The sequence below is a fragment of the Sorangium sp. So ce1504 genome (genome assembly GCF_051521635.1).
Lineage (GTDB): Bacteria > Myxococcota_A > Polyangia > Polyangiales > Polyangiaceae > Sorangium > Sorangium cellulosum_B.
This window is the reverse complement of record NZ_CP150365.1, coordinates 7,952,350-7,970,776: the sequence shown is the minus strand read 5'-3', so window position 1 is coordinate 7,970,776 and position 18,427 is coordinate 7,952,350. Positions and strand designations below refer to the sequence as shown.

General features: G+C 70.7%; 7 protein-coding genes. 2 read left to right on the top strand and 5 right to left on the bottom strand.

The window, feature by feature from the left end; translation table 11 throughout:
- Positions 1-120: 120 nt before the first annotated feature.
- The 3 genes from WMF39_RS29900 to WMF39_RS29890 all read right to left on the bottom strand — a co-directional run bounded on the left by WMF39_RS29900 (position 121) and on the right by WMF39_RS29890 (position 13,564).
- On the bottom strand, positions 121-6,171 hold the full coding sequence (locus WMF39_RS29900; RefSeq protein ID WP_437739897.1) for an AAA family ATPase: 6,051 nt from the start codon (positions 6,169-6,171) through the stop codon (positions 121-123).
- Between the two features lie 128 nt (positions 6,172-6,299).
- Positions 6,300-12,344, bottom strand: a complete 6,045-nt coding sequence (locus tag WMF39_RS29895; protein ID WP_437739896.1) for an AAA family ATPase — start codon at positions 12,342-12,344, stop codon at positions 6,300-6,302.
- A gap of 134 nt (positions 12,345-12,478) precedes the next feature.
- Positions 12,479-13,564 (bottom strand): P1 family peptidase, encoded by a 1,086-nt coding sequence (locus WMF39_RS29890; protein ID WP_437739895.1) that lies wholly within the window; start codon positions 13,562-13,564, stop codon positions 12,479-12,481.
- 451 nt (positions 13,565-14,015) lie between these two features.
- Here WMF39_RS29890 and WMF39_RS29885 point away from each other — a divergent pair, with 451 nt between their 5' ends.
- Together WMF39_RS29885 and WMF39_RS29880 are read left to right on the top strand one after the other, a co-directional pair.
- Positions 14,016-15,293, top strand: coding sequence for a PAS domain-containing protein (locus WMF39_RS29885; protein ID WP_437739894.1), 1,278 nt, complete (start codon positions 14,016-14,018; stop codon positions 15,291-15,293).
- 194 nt (positions 15,294-15,487) lie between these two features.
- A complete protein-coding gene (locus tag WMF39_RS29880) occupies positions 15,488-16,483 on the top strand; it encodes a quinone oxidoreductase family protein (RefSeq protein WP_437739893.1) in 996 nt (331 codons plus the stop codon).
- A 62-nt stretch (positions 16,484-16,545) separates the two neighbouring features.
- Here WMF39_RS29880 and WMF39_RS29875 read toward each other — a convergent pair whose 3' ends face one another.
- Both WMF39_RS29875 and WMF39_RS29870 read right to left on the bottom strand, forming a co-directional pair.
- A complete protein-coding gene (locus tag WMF39_RS29875; protein WP_437739892.1) occupies positions 16,546-17,532 on the bottom strand; it encodes an HTTM domain-containing protein in 987 nt (328 codons plus the stop codon).
- 4 nt (positions 17,533-17,536) lie between these two features.
- Positions 17,537-18,325 carry a DUF5819 family protein gene (locus tag WMF39_RS29870; RefSeq protein WP_437739891.1) on the bottom strand — a complete coding sequence of 263 codons (789 nt, stop codon included), beginning with the start codon at positions 18,323-18,325 and terminating at the stop codon, positions 17,537-17,539.
- Positions 18,326-18,427: the final 102 nt, after the last annotated feature.

Genomic DNA, 18,427 nt, shown 5'->3' with positions numbered 1-18,427 from the left:
AGCGGCGTGCTGCGGTTCAATTCGGTACACTGCCAAAAGCACTGCGACCCGTCACGAGCAAACGGCGGCGCGTCAGCGCCGGCTGAGGCAGCAGTCGGGTAGTGAGCAGGCTTCGCGCGCCTACGCCTGCGGGAGGAAGGTGCCCTGGACGTCCGTCTCCGTGTCCGGCGAGCGCAAAGGCAGCTCGACGATGAACGTGGCGCCCGCGCCCGGCGCGCTCTCGACGCGGATGGTGCCGCCGTGGGAGGTGACGATCCATCGAACGATGTAGAGGCCGAGGCCGAGGCCGCCGAAGTTGCGGACGGAGACGGCGCGCTCGAAGCGCTCGAAGATCCTGGCCTGGTCGGCCTCCGCGATGCCCATGCCGTGATCGCGGACGACGAGCCGCGCGCGGTCTTCCAGGCTGCGCACGACGACGTGAATGGGGCCTCCCGCGCCATATTTGAGCGCGTTGGACAGGAGGTTGATGAGGATCTGCTCCATGCGGAAAGCGTCCCAGTCCCCGATCACGGGCCCTTCCAGCTCGAGCTGGGTGCGGCAGCGGGCGTCGGTGAGCTGCTGGTGCATCCGCTCGACGACATCGCGCGCCAGGGCCGCCAGATCGACGGGTGCGCGAGAGAGGGTCAGCTGGCCGGCGTTGAGGCGGGTGACGTCGAGCAGCTCGTTGACCAGGTGGGCGAGGCGCGCGATCTGTCGGTTGAGGAGCTGGATCGCGGCGTCGATGCGCTCCGGAGCGACCTCACCGCGCTGGAGGCGAGGCAGGAGCCGGGCGAGGAGGTGGGCTTGCATCGTGAGCGAGGTGAGCGGTGTCTTGAGCTCGTGCGAGGCGACGAGGAGGAACTCGTCGCGGCGCTCGATCGCCTCCTGGGCCTCGGCGAACAGGCGGCTGTTGTCGAGGGCGAGCGCGGCGCGGCTCGCCAGCTCCTGGGCCAGCCACAGGTCGGCGGGGCCGTAACGGCGCCGCGGCGCGGCCGCCAGCAGGGTCATGACCCCGAAGCGCCGGTCGCGCGCGAGCAGCGGGACGCGGAGGAAGGAGTGAACGCCGAGCGGATCGAGGAGGGGCGCCGCGCGGATGTCGCCCTCCTCGGCGTGATCCAGAGAGCTCGCCGCCAGGGGCCGCAGGGCGTCCATCACCGCGCCTGCGAGCTCGGCCGGCACGCCCGCGGTGACCGCGGTGACCGTCCGCCCCGGGGCGTCCTGGGCGAGGTCCACGTCGATGACGCACCGGTCGGCGAGCTCGGGCACGGCGAGCTGCGCGATGCTGTCGAGGGTGGCGCCGTAACCGAGGGCCATCAGCCTGCGGCTCGCGTCGGCCAGGAAGCGCTCGGCGAGCTCGGCGCGCTTGCGCTCTGTGATGTCGGTGGAGATGCCGCAAACCACGCCGGGCATGACGCTCTCGCCGAGCGGGAACTTGAGGGACAGGTAGGTGCGCAGCTGGCCGTCTATCAGCACCTCCTCCTCGAACTCCATCGGCTCGCCCGAGTCGAGCACCCGCCGGTCGTGTTCGTCGATGGTCGCGGTGGCGGCGGCAGGCAAGAGCTCGGCGCTCGTCTTTCCGAGGATCTGCTCTGTCGGGATGCCGAGGCCGCGGCTCACCTGCCGGTTGACGAGCAGGTGGCGGCCGTCGCGATCCTTGAGGTAGATGGCAGCGGCGGAGTTGTCGACGATGGCCTGCAGCGTGGCCTGGCTCTCGCGGAGCTCGCGCTCCGCCCGGCGCCGCTCGGCGTTCTCCTGCTCGATGTCGGTATAGAGCATGGCGTTCTCGAGCGAGATGGCCGACTGCGAGGCGAGCAGCTCGAGCACGGTGAGCCGCCCTGGGGTGAACGAGCCGGTGACGAGGTTGTTCTCCAGGTAGAGCAGGCCGAGCAGCCGCGTTTGCCGCACGATCGGGAGGCACAGCACCGACCTCGGCCTCTTGCGGCCGAAATACTCGTCTTCCGAGAACGGGTGCCGCCCGGAAGCGTCGTCGAGCAGCACGCGCTCGTGGCTGCGGAGGACATAGTTGAGAATGGATTGCGGCAGCGCCGCCAGGGCCTCGCCCGCGTCGAGCAGCCGCGCGGCGCTCCCCGACGCGGTGATCGCCGCCGCGGTCGACACGCGATCTTCCCGGACCAGGAGCGCAACCCCCTCTCCGGCGCCCGCGTGCTCGATCACGATGCGCAGCAGCGTCTCGAGCAGGCGAGGGAGCTTGAGCTCTCCGGAGATGCTCTGAGAGGCCTTGACGACGGACAGGACGTCGAACTGCTCGGCCCGGACGGCGAAGGTGACGGTGGGGGCGATCGGCTTTCGCTCGACGAGGAAGGGATAACGCTGGTCGAGCTGCTCCACCTTGGCGTGGGCGCCCCAGCGGAAGTAGGCGGCGCGCGCCCGCTGCAGGTGGGCGACGGCGGGCGTGGACAGGCCGCGATCGAGGTAGAAGCGGGCGGCGAGCTCGCTGGCGATGGCCTCGTGCTGGACGAAGCCGCCCTCTTGCGCCGACGAGATGGCTTGCTCGTAGAGCCGGATGGCCTCGGGCTCGCGCCCGAGGAGCCGGGCGATCTCGGCGCGGACCAGCGTGTGTTTGTGGAGGTAGTTGTCGGGGCAGCTCGCGGCCCACACGCCGAGCTGCCGCTCGCACGCGAGGAGCCCTTCGGGGGGCTCCCGCTCTGGGGAGGTCGCCGCGTCGCGCGCCTCGTGTGCGTCGTCGAACACCGCGGCGAGCGCGAGCGCGTGAACATAGAAGGTCTCGGGGATCTCGGCGCACGCGTCCATCCTCCAGTCGTAATCGACGACGACACGGGTCGACGCCGCGAGCGCCTCCCTGGGAGAGCCGAGGAGGAACAGCGCCTGCGCCTTCAGGCTGTAGTACAAGCTATGAGCCCCGTACGAGGATCCCGGAGGAAGCCGCGCCTCGAAGGCCTCCCGATCCAGCTCGGAGCCATCCAGCATCGCGTAATGGACCGGCCTCCCGCGCAGCGTCTGGATGAGGTACCGGACGCTGAGGAGGATGCCATGGATGAACGCGTAGCCGGCCTTGCGCACGAAGCCGAGGCGCTCCTCGGTCAGGTGGAGGACGTCCTCCAGCGGCTCCCCGCAGAGCAGGGGGAACACCGACGCCCAGACGCAATGGTAACATGCGTTGTTCAAATCGCCGCACTCCACGGCGGCGTTGAAGCCGAGGCGATTGTAGGGGTAGGTCTCCCTGTAATGGCGCGTCCAGAAGACGGTCAGCTGCCCGAACAGGAAGAACACGGTGGGCTTCGTGGCGACGTGCTCGCTCCTCTCCGCGAGGTCGTAGCCGAGCTTGCCGAACAGGTAAGCCTCCTTGTATCTCCCGAACCGCGGGCCGAGCACCCGCGCGAAGGCGGTGTACGCATGGGCGGAGCTCTCGGCGTTGCCATGCAGGAGGCTGAGCGTGACCATGCGCTCGAGGACCAGGTGATGCAGGTTCTGGTCCACGAAATACGCAGCGACGGACACACTCTTCAAGATGCTCATCGCGATCTTGATCTCCGGGTGCGTCATGGGGGGCAGGTGGATGAGGCCCTCGATCGCCCGGTCGCCCAGGGCCTTCCAGACGCTCTCGGTCTCTTCGTCGATGCGGGCGTCGGTGAGGTGGGTTGGCAGATGGATGTCGTAAGAGCGCAAAAAGGAGAGACCGAGCTCCACGGCGCGGGCGCTCTGCCCGCGGGTCACGTGCAAGGCGACGGCGAGCTCGACGACGGCGGCCCTCTCGATCTTGGTCATCGAGCGATCCGTGAGCTCCTCGAGCAGCTGCTCGGCTTCATCGAAGTTGCCGAGGATGTACGCGCAGCGCGCTCGCTCGAAGCTCAGGGCGTGGGTCAGCGCGTATTGCGTCTCCCAGCGTTCCTGGGGCTCGTCCGCGAGGAGGGCCATGCCGGCGGCGAAGAGGGCGGCGGCAGACTGGTAGGCGGCGGCGGCCTGGGCCTTCCTGCCGGCGCGGAGGTTGAGGGCGGCGAGCTCGTCGCGCTCGGCCCGGGAACGGAGGAGCGCGGCGCCGCGGTTGAGGTGGCCCACGATCTCGAACAGCGTGTCCTCGCGCTCGTCCGGCCTCCGCCCCTTCAAGAGCAGCTGACCGATGCAGAGGTGCACCTCGGCGAGCTGTCCGGGCGGGATGAGCGAATAAGCGGCTTGCTGCACCCGGTCATGGAGGAAGCGATAGGCGCTGTCCCGGCGGAGCAGCAGCCCCTCCCGCACGGCCTCCTCGAGCGCCTCGCGGAGCTCCTCCGCCGGACGGCGCGCGACGACCGCGAGGGTGTCGAGGGGCAGGCTGCCGCCGAGGCAGGCGGCGAGCTTGAGCGCGTCGCGCGTCGGGACGGAGAGCCGATTGAGCTTGCCCACCATCAGCTCGACGACGTTGTCGGTGAAGCCCTTGTCGCGAATGGGGGCGATGTCCCACCGCCATGCGCCCTCGTCCGCATCGAAGGTGATGAGCCGCTCTTCGTGCAGGGTGAGGAGGAACTGGAGCACGAAGAACGGGTTGCCGCCGGTCTTCTCGTAAACCAGCCGTGAGAGCGGCTCGACCTGCGCTTCGGGGGTGCGGACCGTCTCGGCGACGAGCGCCCCGACGTGGGCGGCGGAGAGCGGCTCGAGGACGATGTCGGAGGCGGCGGCGCCGCGCTTTCGGACCTCGGCGAGGGTGAGCCGGAGCGGGTGCGCGGGGCCGACCTCGTTGTCGCGATAAGCGCCGATCAGCAGGAGGTGCGCGTCGCCGGCGAGGGTGGCGAGGTGCTCGAGGAGCAGGAGGCTGCCGGCGTCGGCCCATTGCAGGTCGTCGAGGAAGAGGGCGACGGGGTGCTCTTTCCGGGCGCACGCGGCGACGAAGCGCTGGAGCGTGGCGAGCAGCCGGCTCTGGGCTTCGGCGGGCGGGAGCTCGGGCACGGGCGGCTGCGGGCCGAGGAGGCGCTCGATCTCCGGGAGCACGTCGGTGAGCAGCCTGCCGTTCTGGCCGACGGCCTCGCGGAGGCGCTCTCTCCAGCGCTCGACCTGCTGCTCGCTCGCGCCGAGGATCTCCTGCACGAGGTCCCGGAAGGCTTGAAGGAGGGGGCGGTAGGGGACGTCGCGCTTGAGCTGATCGAACTTGCCGGAGAGGAAGAAGCCGCGCTCGCGCACGACGGGCCCGTGCAGCTCGGCGACGAGCGAGGACTTGCCGATGCCCGAATAGCCCGAGACGAGCACGAGCTCTGGCCGGCCGCTCGCGACCACGCGCTCGAACGCGGCGCGCAGCGTCGCGATCTCGCGCTCGCGGCCGTAGAGCCGCTGCGGGATCTGGAACCGATCGGAGACGTCGCGCCGTCCGAGCGGGAATGGCTCGATGGCGCCGCTCTGGCGCAGCTGGGAAAAGCACGTGTCGAGGTCGTGGCGCAGGCCGAGAGCGCTCTGGTAACGCTCCTCGGCGGCCTTGGAGAGCAGCTTGAGGACGACGGCGGAGAGCTGGGGTGGAATCGAGGGGACGAGCGTGTGGGGCGGCTGCGGCGCCTGAGCGATGTGGCAATAGACCCACGCGACGGGGTCGCTGGCGTGGAAGGGCAGGGTGCCAGTCAGCATCTCGTAGAAGGTGACGCCGAGGGAGTACAGATCGGTCCGCTCGTCGACGCGGCGGTTCATGCGGCCGGTCTGCTCCGGCGCCATGTAGGCGAGCGTGCCCTCGATGAGCCCGTCGTGCGCGAGCTCCTGGGCCCCGCGGGGGGAGAGGGAGGCGATGCCGAGATCGGTGATCTTCACCTCGCCGGTGTCGGGGTTGTAGAGGAGGTTCTGGGGCTTGATGTCCTTGTGGATGACGTGGTGTCGGTGGAGCTCTGCGAGCGCGGCGGCGAGGCGGAGGGCGAGGGGGAAGAAGCGCTCGATCGACATCGGGCGCATCGGGCGCATGAGCCCGTCGCCATCGAGCAGCCGGTCGAGCGAGCGGCCGCCGAAGTCCTCGAGGACCAGCGTCACCTGATCGCGGAACGGCTCGATCCCGTAGGCCCTGGCGATGACCGGCGAAGCGAGCGCTCTGGCGACCTCGAGCTCGTGCTGGAGCCTGCGGAGGGCGCGGGGGCTGGCGTGGTCGCGCCGCAGGACCTTGAGCACCACCGGCCGGCCGTCCTCCTCGCGCCGCGCGCGGTAGAGGATCGTGTCCGCACCCTGGTGCAGCACCTCCAGCACGCGGTAACGTGGACTATGGGGCATAGGAGAATCTTTGAAAGCCGGGGCGCCGGCGGCGTGTCGCCAGTCAACCCGGTACATTGCCAAAAGCGCTGCAACCCGTCACGAGCAAACGGCGCGGAGCAGCGCCGGCTTCGGCTCCCGGTGAACGCTCATGCCGGCGGGAGAAAGGTGCCCTGGCCTTCCGTCTCCGCCTCCGGCGGGTGCAAAGGCAGCTCGACGATGAACGTGGCGCCCGCGCCCGGCTTGCTCTCGACGCGGATGGTGCCGCCGTGGGAGGTGACGATCCATCGAACGATGTAGAGGCCGAGGCCGAGGCCGCCGAAGTTGCGGACGGAGACGGCGCGCTCGAAGCGCTCGAAGATCCTGGCCTGGTCGGCCTCCGCGATGCCCATGCCATGATCGCGGACGACGAGCACGGCGCGAGCGCCCTCGCGGCGCGCGATGACGTGAATGAGGCCTCCCGCGCCGTATTTGAGCGCGTTGGACAGGAGGTTGATGAGGACCTGCTCCATGCGAGACGGATCCCAGTGCCCCATCACGGGCTCGTCCAGCTCGAGCTGGGTGCGGCAGCGGGCGTCGGTGAGCTGCTGGTGCATCCGCTCGACGACCTCGCGCGCCAGGGCCGCCAGATCGACGGGCGCGCGAGAGAGGGTCAGCTGGCCGGCGTTGAGGCGGGTGACGTCGAGCAGCTCGTTGACCAGGTGGGCGAGGCGCGCGATCTGTCGGTTGAGGAGCTGGATCGCGGCGTCGATGCGCTCCGGAGCGACCTCACCGCGCTGGAGGCGAGGCAGGAGCCGGGCGAGGAGGTGGGCTTGCATCGTGAGCGAGGTGAGCGGTGTCTTGAGCTCGTGCGAGGCGACGAGGAGGAACTCGTCGCGGCGCTCGATCGCCTCCTGGGCCTCGGCGAACAGGCGGCTGTTGTCGAGGGCGAGCGCGGCGCGGCTCGCCAGCTCCTGGGCCAGCCACAGGTCGGCGGGGCCGTAACGGTGCCGCGGCGCGGCCGCCAGCAGGGTCATGACCCCGAAGCGCCGGTCGCGCGCGAGGAGCGGGACGCGGAGGAAGGAGTGAACGCCGAGCGGATCGAGGAGGGGCGCGGCGTGGACGTCACCCACCTCGGGCCGGTCCGGCGACGTCGCTGCCAGAGACCGCAGCGCGTCCGTCACCGCGCCTGCGAGCTCGGCCGGCATCCCCGCGGTGACCGCCCGCCCCGGGGCGTCCTGGGCGAGGTCCACGTCGATGACGCACCGGTCGGCCAGCGCCGGCAACGCGAGCTGCGCGACGCTCTCGAGGGTGGCGCCGTAGCCGAGGGCCATGAGCTTGCGGCTCGCGTCGGCGAGGAAGCGCTCGGCGAGCTCGGCGCGCTTGCGCTCGGTGATGTCGGTGGAGATGCCGCAGAGAACGCCGGGCATGACGCTCTCGCCGAGCGGGAACTTGAGGGACAGGTAGATGCGCGGCTCGCCCTCTTTCGTCGTCACCTCCTCCTCGAACTCCAGCGGCTCGCCCGCGTCGAGCACCCGCCGGTCGTTGTCTCGGAGGACCTCGACGTCCGCGCCACGATAGACCTCGGCGTCGGTCTTTCCGAGGAGCTCATGGCTCGGCACGCCGGCGACGCTCCCTGCGTGGCGGTTGGCGAGCAAATACCGGCCTTCGCGATCCTTGAGGAAGATGGCCGCGGCGGAGTTGTCGACGATGGCCTGCAGCGTCACCTGGTTGGTCTTCAGCGCCTGCTCCGCCCGCCGCCGCTCGGCGTTCTCCTGCTCGATATCGGCATAGAGCATGGCGTTCTCGAGCGAGATGGCCGACTGCGAGGTGAGCAGCTCGAGCACGGTGAGCCGCCCGGGGGTGAACGCCCCGGCCACGAGCCCGTTCTCCAGGTAGAGCACGCCGAGCAGCCGGGCCTGCCGCATGATCGGGAGGCACAGCACCGATCTCGGCCTCTTGCGGCCGAAATACTCGTCTTCCGAGAACGGGTGCCTGGCCGTCGCGTCGTCGAGCAGCACGCGCTCGTGGCTGCGGAGGACATAGTTGAGAATGGATTGCGGCAGCGCCGCCAGGGCCTCGCCCGCGTCGAGCAGCCGCGCCGCGCCCCTGGACGTCGCGATCGCCGCCGCCGTCGACAGGCGCTCCTCCCGGACCAGGAGCACGACCCCCTCTCCGGCGCCCGCGTGCTCGACCACGATGCGCAGGAGCATCTCGAGCAGGCGCGGGAGCTTGAGCTCGCCCGAGATGCTCTGAGAGGCCTTGACGATGGAGAGGACGTCGAACTGCTCGGCCCGGACGGCGAAGGTGACGGTGGGGGCGATCGGCTTGCGCTCGACGAGGAAGGGATACCGCTGGTCGAGCTGCTCGACCTTGGCGTGGGCGCCCCAGCGGAAGTAGGCGGCGCGGGCGTCCCGCAGGTAGGCGTCGGCGGGCGTGGACAGGCCGCGATCGCGGTAGAACCGGGCGGCGAGCTCGCTGGCGATGGCCTCGTGCTGGACGAAGCCGTTCTCCCGCGCCGAGGAGATGGCCTGCTCGTAGAGCCGGATGGCCTCGGGCTCATGCCCGCGGAGCCGGGCGATCTCGGCGCGGACCAGGGCGTGTTTGTGGAGGAAGTTCTCGGGGCAGCTCGCGGCCCACGCGCCGAGCTGCCGCTCGCTGTCGAGGAGGCCCTCGGGGAGCTCCTGCGCCGGCGACCGCCGCGCTTCGTGCGGCTTGGGCGGCTCGGGCGCGCCACCGTCGGCGAGGGCCGCGAGCGCGAGCGCGTGAACATAGAAGTTCTCGGCGATGAGCGCGTAGGGCTCTCTCCTGAAGGGGTGGTCGACGATCACGCGCGTCGCCGCGGTGAGCGCCTCTCCGTAAGAGCCGAGCACGAAGAGGGTGCGCGCCTTCATGCTGTAATGGAGGCCGCGGGCGCCCCGCATATCCCCCTCGTCGAGCCGCGCCTCGAAGGCCGGCGGATCCAGCTCCGAGCCGTCGAGCGTGGAGAAGCGGACCGGCCTCCCGCGCAGCGTCTGGATGACGGCGTGGGCGCTGGCCAGGACGCCGTAGACGAACGCGTAACCGGCCTTGCGCACGAAGCGGCTGCGCTCCTCGACCTCGTGGAGGACGTCCTCCAGCGGCTCGCCGGCGAGCAGCGGGAACAGCGGAGCCCAGACGCAGTTGAAGCACGCCATGCGCATATCGCCGGACTCGACCGCGGCGCTGAACCCGGCGCGCGTGTAGGGGTACGTCTCCCGGTAGTGGCGTGTCCAGAAGACGACTTGCTGTCCGAAGATGGTGAATACCAGCGACTTCACGGTGAGGAGTTCGCTCCTGTCCGCGAGGTCATAGCCGAGCTTTCCGAACTTGTAGGCCTCGCGGTATCGCCCGAACCGCGGGCCGAACATCCGCGCGAAGGCCGCGTACGCGTGGGCGGAGCTGTCCGCGTTGCCGTAGCGCAGGCTGAGCTTCACCTGGCGCAGGACGATGAGGTAGTGCAGGTCGTGGTCCACGAAGATCGCGGGGCCGGCAACGCTTTGCAGCACGGCCATGACGACCTTGCACTCCGGATGCTCCATGGGGGGCAGGCGGATGAGGTCCTCGATCGCCCGGTCGCCCAGGGCGTGCCAGAGGCTCTCGGTCTCCTCCCTGACCTGTGCGTCGGTGGGGTGGAGCGGAAGATCGATATCCCGGGCGCGGAGCCACGCGAGCGCGAGGTCGACGGCGTGGTCGGACCGCCCTCGGGTCTGGTAGAAGCTTACGGCAAGCTCGACGACCGCGGCGCGATCGAGCTCGGTCCTCGTGCGCTCCAGGAGCTCCTCGAGCAGCCGCTCGGCCTCCTCGATGTTGCCGGTGGCGTAGGCGGCGTGCGCGCGCTCGAGGCTCAGGGGATAGGCCAGATCGTACCGAGTCTCCCAGCGCTCGCGGGGATCTCGCGCGAGGAGGGAGAGGCCCGCGGCGAAGAGGGCGGCGGCAGACTGGTAGGCGGCGGCGGCCTGGGCCTTCCTGCCGGCGCGGAGGTTGAGGGCGGCGAGCTCGTCGCGCTCGGCCTGGGAACGGAGGAGCGCGGCGCCGCGGTTGAGGTGGCTCACGATCTCGAAGAGCGCGTCCTCGCGCTCGGCGCGCTGCGCCTTCAAGAGCAGCTGACCGATGCAGAGGTGCACCTCGGCGAGCTGTCCGGGCGGGATGAGCGAATAAGCGGCTTGCTGCACCCGGTCATGGAGGAAGCGATAGGCGCTGTCCCGGCGGAGCAGCAGCCCCTCCCGCACGGCGTCCTCGAGCGCCGTGCGCAGGGCCTCCGCCGGCCTTCGCGCGACGATCGTGAGGGTGTCGAGGTCCACGTTGCCGCCGAGGCACGCGGCGAGCTTGAGGGCGTCGCGCGTCGGGACCGAGAGCCGCTCCAGCTTGCCGGCCATCAGCTCGACGACGTTGTCGGTGAAGCCCTTGTCGCGGATGGCGGCGATATCCCACCGCCATGCGCCCTCGTCGGTGTCGAAGGTGATGAGCCCCTCGTCGTGCAGGGCGAGGAGGAACTGGAGAACGAAGAAGGGGTTGCCGCCGGTCTTCTCGTAAACCAGCCGCGAGAGCGGCTCGACCCGCGCTTCGGGTGCGTGGACCGTCTCGGCGACGAGCGCCCCGACGTGGGCGGCGGAGAGCGGCGTGAGGACGAGCTCGGAGACGGCGGCGCCGCGCTTTCGGATCTCGGCGAGGGTGAGCCGGAGCGGGTGCGCGGGGCCGACCTCGTTGTCGCGATAAGCGCCTATCAGCAGGAGGTGCGCGTCGCCGGCGAGGGTGGCGAGGTGCTCGAGGAGCAGGAGGCTGCCGGCGTCGGCCCATTGCAGATCGTCGAGGAAGAGGGCGACGGGGTGCTCCTTCCGGGCGCACGCGGCGACGAAGCGCTGGAGCGTGGCGAGCAGCCGGCTCTGGGCCTCGGCGGGCGGGAGCTCGGGCGCGGGCGGCTGCGGGCCGAGCAGCAGGGCGAGCTCGGGGAGCATGTCGGCGAGCAGACCGCCGTCCTGGCCGAGAGCCTCACGGAGGCGCTGCTTCCAGCGCTCGACCTGCTGCTCGCTCGCGCCGAGGATCTCCTGCACGAGCCCCCGGAAGGCCTGAAGGAAGGCGCGGTAGGGGACGTCGCGCTTGAGCTGATCGAACTTGCCGGAGAGGAAGGAGCCGCGCTCGCGCACGACGGGCCCGTGCAGCTCGGCGACGAGCGATGACTTGCCGATGCCCGAATAGCCCGAGACGAGCACGAGCTCTGGCCGGCCGTTCGCGACCACGCGCTCGAACGCGGCGCGCAGCGTCTCGATCCCGCGCTCGCGGCCGTAGAGCCGCTGCGGGATCTGGAACCGATCGGAGACGTCGCGCCGTCCGAGCGGGAATGGCTCGATGGCGCCGCTCTGGCGCAGCTGGGAAAAGCACGTGTCGAGGTCGTGGCGCAGGCCGAGCGCGCTCTGGTAACGCTCCTCGGCGGCCTTGGAGAGCAGCTTGAGGACGACGGCGGAGAGCTGGGGTGGAATCGAGGGGACGAGCGTGTGCGGCGGCTGCGGCGCCTGGGCGATGTGGCAATAGACCCACGCGACGGGGTCGCTGGCGTGGAAGGGCAGGGTGCCAGTCAGCATCTCGTAGAAGGTGACGCCGAGGGAGTACAGATCGGTCCGCTCGTCGACGCGGCGGTTCATGCGGCCGGTCTGCTCCGGCGCCATGTAGGCGAGCGTGCCCTCGATGAGCCCGTCGTGCGCGAGCTCCTGGGCCCCGCGGGGGGAGAGGGAGGCGATGCCGAGATCGGTGATCTTCACCTCGCCGGTGTCGGGGTTGTAGAGGAGGTTCTGGGGCTTGATGTCCTTGTGGATGACGTGGTGTCGGTGGAGCTCTGAGAGCGCGGCGGCGAGGCGGAGGGCGAGGGGGAAGAAGCGCTCGCTCGACATCGGGCGCATGGGCCCGTCGCCATCGAGCAGCCGGTCGAGCGAGCGGCCGCCGAAGTCCTCGAGGACCAGGGTCACCTGATCGCGGAACGGCTCGATACCGTAGGCCTTGACGACCGCGGGCGACTTCAGCGCCCTGGCGACCTCGAGCTCGTGCTGGAGCCTGCGGAGGGCGCGGGGGCTGGCGTGGTCGCGCCGCAGGACCTTGAGCACCACCGGCTGGCCGTCCTCCTCGCGCCGCGCGCGGTAGAGGATCGTGTCCGCACCTTGATGCAGCACCCCCAGCACGCGGTAACGTGGACTGTCGGTCATAGAGGGAGGGTGTCCAAAGCCGGATCGGTCTCCGAGGCGCCCGGTCGATTCGTGATGTTGCCAAAAGCACCTCGCTGCGCCACGGGAAACGGCGGCGAGCTCTCGCGCCGGCCCGCCCGCGGCGGTCTCTTGCGTCATGCAGGGCGGGAGCGGCCGGACGGCCGCTGGACGCCGTGCCTCGACAGCACGTCACGGACGCGATCCAGCGGAATGGCGTCCACGGTGCGACCGCTCCCCGTGGTGGTCTCGGCCGTGAAGAGCGAGTTGTAGATGGCCTCCTCCGTCGCCTCGATCACGGCCTGAAAGAGGGCGGACGTCTCCTGGTTCGAGAGCTCGGTGGTCGCGAGCCGCTTCGCGCCGGAGCGGCGCCGCACCGAGGCGCTCGTCGAGAAGGCGATCGCGTAGTCGCCGGAGCCGTTCGCGCCGGAGGATCCGGTGCGCGCGAGGCCCAGGATCGCGCGGGCAGCGAGCCGCCCGAGGTTGCGATCCGACAGCGGCGCGTCCGTCGCGACGAGGATGAGGATGGATCCGTCCCCCGCCGCCGCCTCGACCTGCGACCGGAAAGCGTACCGGCCGAGCTCCTCGCCGACGGGCGCCCCCATCACCTGCAGCACGCCGCCGAAGTTCGACTGGACGAGCACGCCGACGCAGGCCCCGCCGAGCGACGCCGGCAGCACCCGCGAGGCGGTGCCGATCCCCCCCTTCCATCCGAACGCGACGGTGCCCGTGCCCGCGCCGACGCACCCCTCCTGCGTGGGCCCCTCCCGCGCCGAGCCCAGCGCCGCGCGCACGTGCTCGGCGGTGATCGGACGGAGCCGGACCGCGTTGAGCACGCCGTCGTTGGTCTCGCCGACGACCGGGTTGAGCGAGCGCACCTCCTCCATGCCCGGCTGAGCCAGCATCCATTCGACGAGCGCGTCGGCGGCCCGGAACGCGCAAAGCGTGGTCGTGAGGAGAATGGGAGTCTCCAGCTCACCCAGCTCGCGGACCTGGGTCGCGCCGACGAGCTTGCCAAACCCGTTGCCCACGTGGATCGCCGCGGGGACGCGATCGAGGTAGAGGTTCCCCCCGTGGGGGAATACGGCGGTGACGCCGGTGCGGATCGCGTCTCCCTCGATCACCGTGGCGTGCCCGACGCGCACGCCGCCCACGTCGGTGATCGCGTTCAGCGGGCCCGGATCGAAGATGCCAGGCGCGACGCCGAGATCACGCGCGCGCACGGCGTCTCCCGCGCGCTTCGTGGATCCGGGCGCGAAGGGCGCGCTGCCCGCCTCGTCCGGGCAGCGAGCGATCGGGCAGCGACAGGATGAGGCGGCCAGGCGCGACGTGCGGCCCGGTGGCGCGACAGGGCCGAGAGAGGGTTTCAGCATCCACGGGGAGCGGCGCTATCAACCTCCGTGCCAGGCGCGTCGGATGCCGCCCGATCAGGCCGTGTCCTTGTCGGTGCGCCGCGAGCGGCCCGAGCAGCGGTGCGCGCCGAGGTCGCGCGCCTGAGCAGGGTTTGACCAACTCGCGATGAGCGACGGCGCTACCCACATGAGATTGTTAGATGTATTACATAACGGCGAGCGCGTGGCGATTCTCGGAGAGCGCGTTGAAAGGTTAGGATATTCGACGGGTCGTCCGGCCCGGAGAACGCTGGGCCGCTCGTGTCGCGTGGAAGGATCCCGAATGACCCTAGATCTCGATGGGCCCGGCCCACACGTCGGCGCCGGCCCCCTGCCGCACGTCGGCGTCGACCCCCTGCCGCTCCTCTGCGCGCTCCCGGTAGCCGCCGCTGTCTTCGATGCAATGGGAGCGCTCCGGTGCGCCAATCCCCGCCTGGAGCAGATCCTCGCGGAGGGCGCGTTCCCCGCCTGGCCGGTGTCCCTCGCGCACACGCCAGCCGTCCTGCCCGCGTCGCCCGAGGGGCTCGCCGGCGAGGCGCAGCAGGTGCTCGCAGGCATCCACGCCGTGCTCGAGGGCGAGCGCGAGCAGGCCGGCATCGCGCTCCGGGGCGGCGCGCCCGGCGCGCCGTCCTGCGAGATCTCGGTCACGCAGCTTCGCGTCGATGGCGCGCGCGGCGCGCTCGTCTGCGTCCACAACCAGGCTGCGCCGCGCAGCGAGCCAGGGACGGTGCCTATCGAGAGCTTCCTCGACACCATCATCGAGCACGTGCCGGTCTCGGTCTTCATCAAGGAGGTGACGGAATTCCGCGTCGTCCGGATGAACGGCCACTACGAAAAGGTCTTCGGCGCCCCGCGGAGCGGCGTCCTCGGCAAGAACGTCTTCGACCTCTTCCCGCATCGACTGGAGGAGGCCAAGTGGCTCGATCGCATGGATCGGGACGTGATCGAGAAGGGCGAGATCGTGGACGTGCCCGAGGCGCGCATCGCCACGCCGGCCGGGGAGCAGTGGCTTCACATGGTGAAGGTACCGCTCAGAGACGAGCACGGCGTCTGCCGCTATCTCCTGGTCATGATCGAGGACATCACGGAGAAGAAGCGCGCCGACGAGGCGGTGCAGAAAGAGCTCGCGTGGTTCGCGACGCAGCGGAAGCTCCTCGATGTCATCCAGGAGCTGTCCACGCCGGTCATCCCGGTCCACGAAGGCATCCTCGTGGTGCCCCTCGTGGGGACCATCGACTCCGCCCGCGGCGCCCAGCTCCTGGAGACGCTGCTCCAGGGCATCGAGCGCCACAGGGCCGAGACGGTGCTCATCGACATCACGGGCGTGCCGGTCCTCGACGCCGATGTGGCTGCCCGCCTCCTCCAGGCCACGCGGGCCGCCGCGCTCCTTGGCGCCACCTGTGTCCTCGTCGGGGCGTCACCCGACGTCGCCCGGACGCTGGTCGCGCAGGGGATCGATCTGGGCAACCTGCTGACGCAGCGCGATCTCCAGGCCGGCATCCGTCATGCTCTCGCCCGTCAGGGCAAGGCGATCGTCGAGCAGCGGCGCGAGCGGCGCTGATCTCACACCTTGGCTCGCCCGGTGCCAAGCTCCAGCCACAGAAGCGCGACGAGGAAGCTGGGCGACCGCGGTCGATCAAACCCCCTGGAGGGCGGCGTCAGATCGCGACGAACCGGTCGGGACAGGGCCGCCGCCGGCGGACACACTGCGCCTGAGCCGCCGCACGCCGGCGTCGCTCGAGAGGACAGAAACGCATGAAGGCAATCGGAATCCATCACCATGGCGACGCCTCGCAGCTCGTGCCGCTGGAGCTGCCCGAGCCAGCGCCCGGACCCCACCAGGTGAGCGTGCGCGTGATCGCGTCGTCGGTCAACCCGGCGGACATCCGGGCGCGCTCGGCGGCGCCCGGGCCGCGCCGCATCGAGCGGCAGTTTCCGCTGGTGCTCGGCTACGACGTCTCCGGGATCGTCGACGCGGTCGGCCCTGGCGTCGACGATCTCGCTGTCGGAGACGAGGTGTTCGGCTCACCCAGCCTGTTCGGGCAGGGCGCGAACGCGGAGCGGGTGGTGGCCGACAGCCGCACCCTCGCGCGCAAGCCGGCGGCCCTCTCCCATGAGCAGGCTGCATGCCTGTCGCTCGCGGGCGTCACGGCCTGGGAATGCCTCTCGCGCGCGCGGCCCGCGCCCGGCGCCGCGGTGCTGGTCACCGCGGGCGCAGGCGGCGTGGGCCATCTGCAGCTGCAGCTCTCGCGTCACCTCGGGTTACGGGTGGTGGCGACCGCCAGCCGACCCGAGTCGACGGCGCTCTGCCGCGACCTCGGCGCGGCGGTCGTGCTCGATCACACGACGCAGGACGTGGGCCAGGCGTGCCGGGACCTGACCGGCGGGGCGGGCGTCGCGGTGGCCTTCGACAACGCCGGTGGCCGCGCACTGGATCAGGCGCTCGACGCCGTGGCGCCGATGGGCACCGTGGTGAGCATCGTGCCGACGCCCGCGCCGGTCGCGGACCGGCTGTTCATGAAGGCGGCGTCGCTCCTCTATCACGTGATGGGGGCCGCCACGATCTGGCGGCTCGACCCGCACGCGCAGGGCCGCGCGCTCGCCGCGGTGGCGGAGCTGGCGGCGCAAGGCCACGTCAGGCCCATCGTCAGCGCGAGCTACCCGGTGCGCGAGCTCTCGCAGGCGCACCGCGCCATCGAGTCGGGCCGCACGATCGGGAAGATCGCGATCCGCGTGGCGGAAGGCTGGTGAGGCTGGGCGGGGATCGCTGGGAGGCCGGCGTGGCGCGGGCGCTCGAGCGCGCCTGCGCCGCGCTACTTCGTCTGGATCCGGCGCGCGGGAAGAAGGCGCCGGAGCGAGGGCGCCTCGAAGGACACGAGCCGCCTGGCGAACGCGCCGATCGCCCGGTATTCCGCGTCCGCGATGAGCGCCAGCTCGACGCTGATCATGAATACTGCGAACGTGCCGAGCCCCATCATGACGGCGATGCCGGCGTGGAACAGGAACGCCGCGGCGAGCGAGAGCCTGCGTGTGTGCCGGTTCAGGGCGAACAGGAACGGGAAGCTGAGCTGGAACCCGACCGTCACGTAGGTCAGCGCCGTCACCACCGCCACGCTGCGGGAGAGGCTGTCGCTGTGGCCGGGCCACGTGAACTCGCCGACGCGGGTGATGTAATAAAGGGCCGTCCCGTTCTGCCACAGCTCCCCCTGCACCTTGTAGAGCCCCGCGACCCCGTAGACCAGGCACACCTGGACGGCGCAGGCGAGGATCGCCGCGTTGTGGAGCATCCCCTTGATCCGCTGGAGCTCCCCGCCGCGCTCCCGCTGCGCGCGGAGGCGATCGGCGTCGAGCGAGAAGTACGCGCCGAGCTCGGCGAAGATGCCGTACAGCAGCGCGAGCCGGACGAGGTTGTCGCCGCCGTCGAGCAGGACGGGGTTCCGCTGATGCAACGACCAGAGCCCGACATACGTGAGCAGCGACATGAGCCGCGTGCGGAAGCCGATCACCCACAGCGCCGCGAACAGCATGGCGAGGTGGAAGACGACCTCGAAGTAGAGCGGCGACCTGCTGAACAGGTAGATCGAGAACGCGCCGGTGCTGTGGGCCTCCTCGAGCGACCGCGCGAAGGGCCACACCCCCTCGGGGCCGTAGAGGTAATGGCGCTGGAAGTAGTTGGCCAGGTAGAGGTGGAGGATGGTCAGTCCGGCGACGATCCGGAAGAGGCTGGCCCCGATGAGACAGCGCTCGCGGCTCGTGAGCTCCACGATGCGGTGCCAGCGTGCGTTCAGCTTGCTCAGCATGGCGTCACCTCTCCTCCGCGGCCGCCGCCCGGAGGGCCACGGGCGTCTCGGGTCTGTCCTCGGTCGTCGCGTCCAGCGGCGCCACCGGTCGATGGGGAGCCCAGTCGAAATCATAGTACGTCATTTCACCCTTCGAGTCGGGCAGGTCGCGCCGGGAGAAGCGCGGGAATTTCAGCACCGCCAGGCGCAACCGCACCGCCGCGGTGCGGCTCGGGCCGTACAGGCTGTCACAGTGCGCGGAGCCGGCCCGCTCCAGGACGGTCTTGCCGAGCTGAACGCCGGCGTCCTGCTCCTTCTTCACCTCGTCCCTGAGCATGTCGGCCACCTGCGCATCGGGCGCCTCGGCGCCGCCTCCGCCCGCCTGCGCGCGTGTGCGCTGCTGATCGAGCTTCTTCGCCATCTGCAGCGACGTCGGATCGACGGTGTAGATCATGCGCGCCGCGCCCGTCACCGATCGTCCGAGGCGCGTCGCGGGGCCGAGTCGGTTCTCCAGGTGGGATTCCCAGTAGGGGGTCGTGATATCGGTCCACCCGGTCTCGGTCGTGCTCCCGTCCGGCTCGTGCAAGCGGCAGGCGACCATCACGAGCCGCGTGTCGGTGATGGGATCGGGGGCGAAGAGGTGCCAGTTCTGCTCGAAGAACGGGTTCATGTACCCGCTGATGAGCCGCGCGAAGCGGAGCTGGAGCGGGTTCTGCGGCGTCAGGTAAGCGAGTGTCATCGCGAAATGAAAGCAGAGCGCCGCGGCGAGCAGCGCGGGCGCGGACGTCGAGAGCACACGGAGTAAACGGCGCATGGTTTCGTCCATCCCGGGTTCGGGGTCGTCGGAGAGGAGGCCGCGCGCCGCCGGAGCGCCGCGCGCGGCCCGTGGATGCTCCGGCCCCAGCGGGCCGGCCGG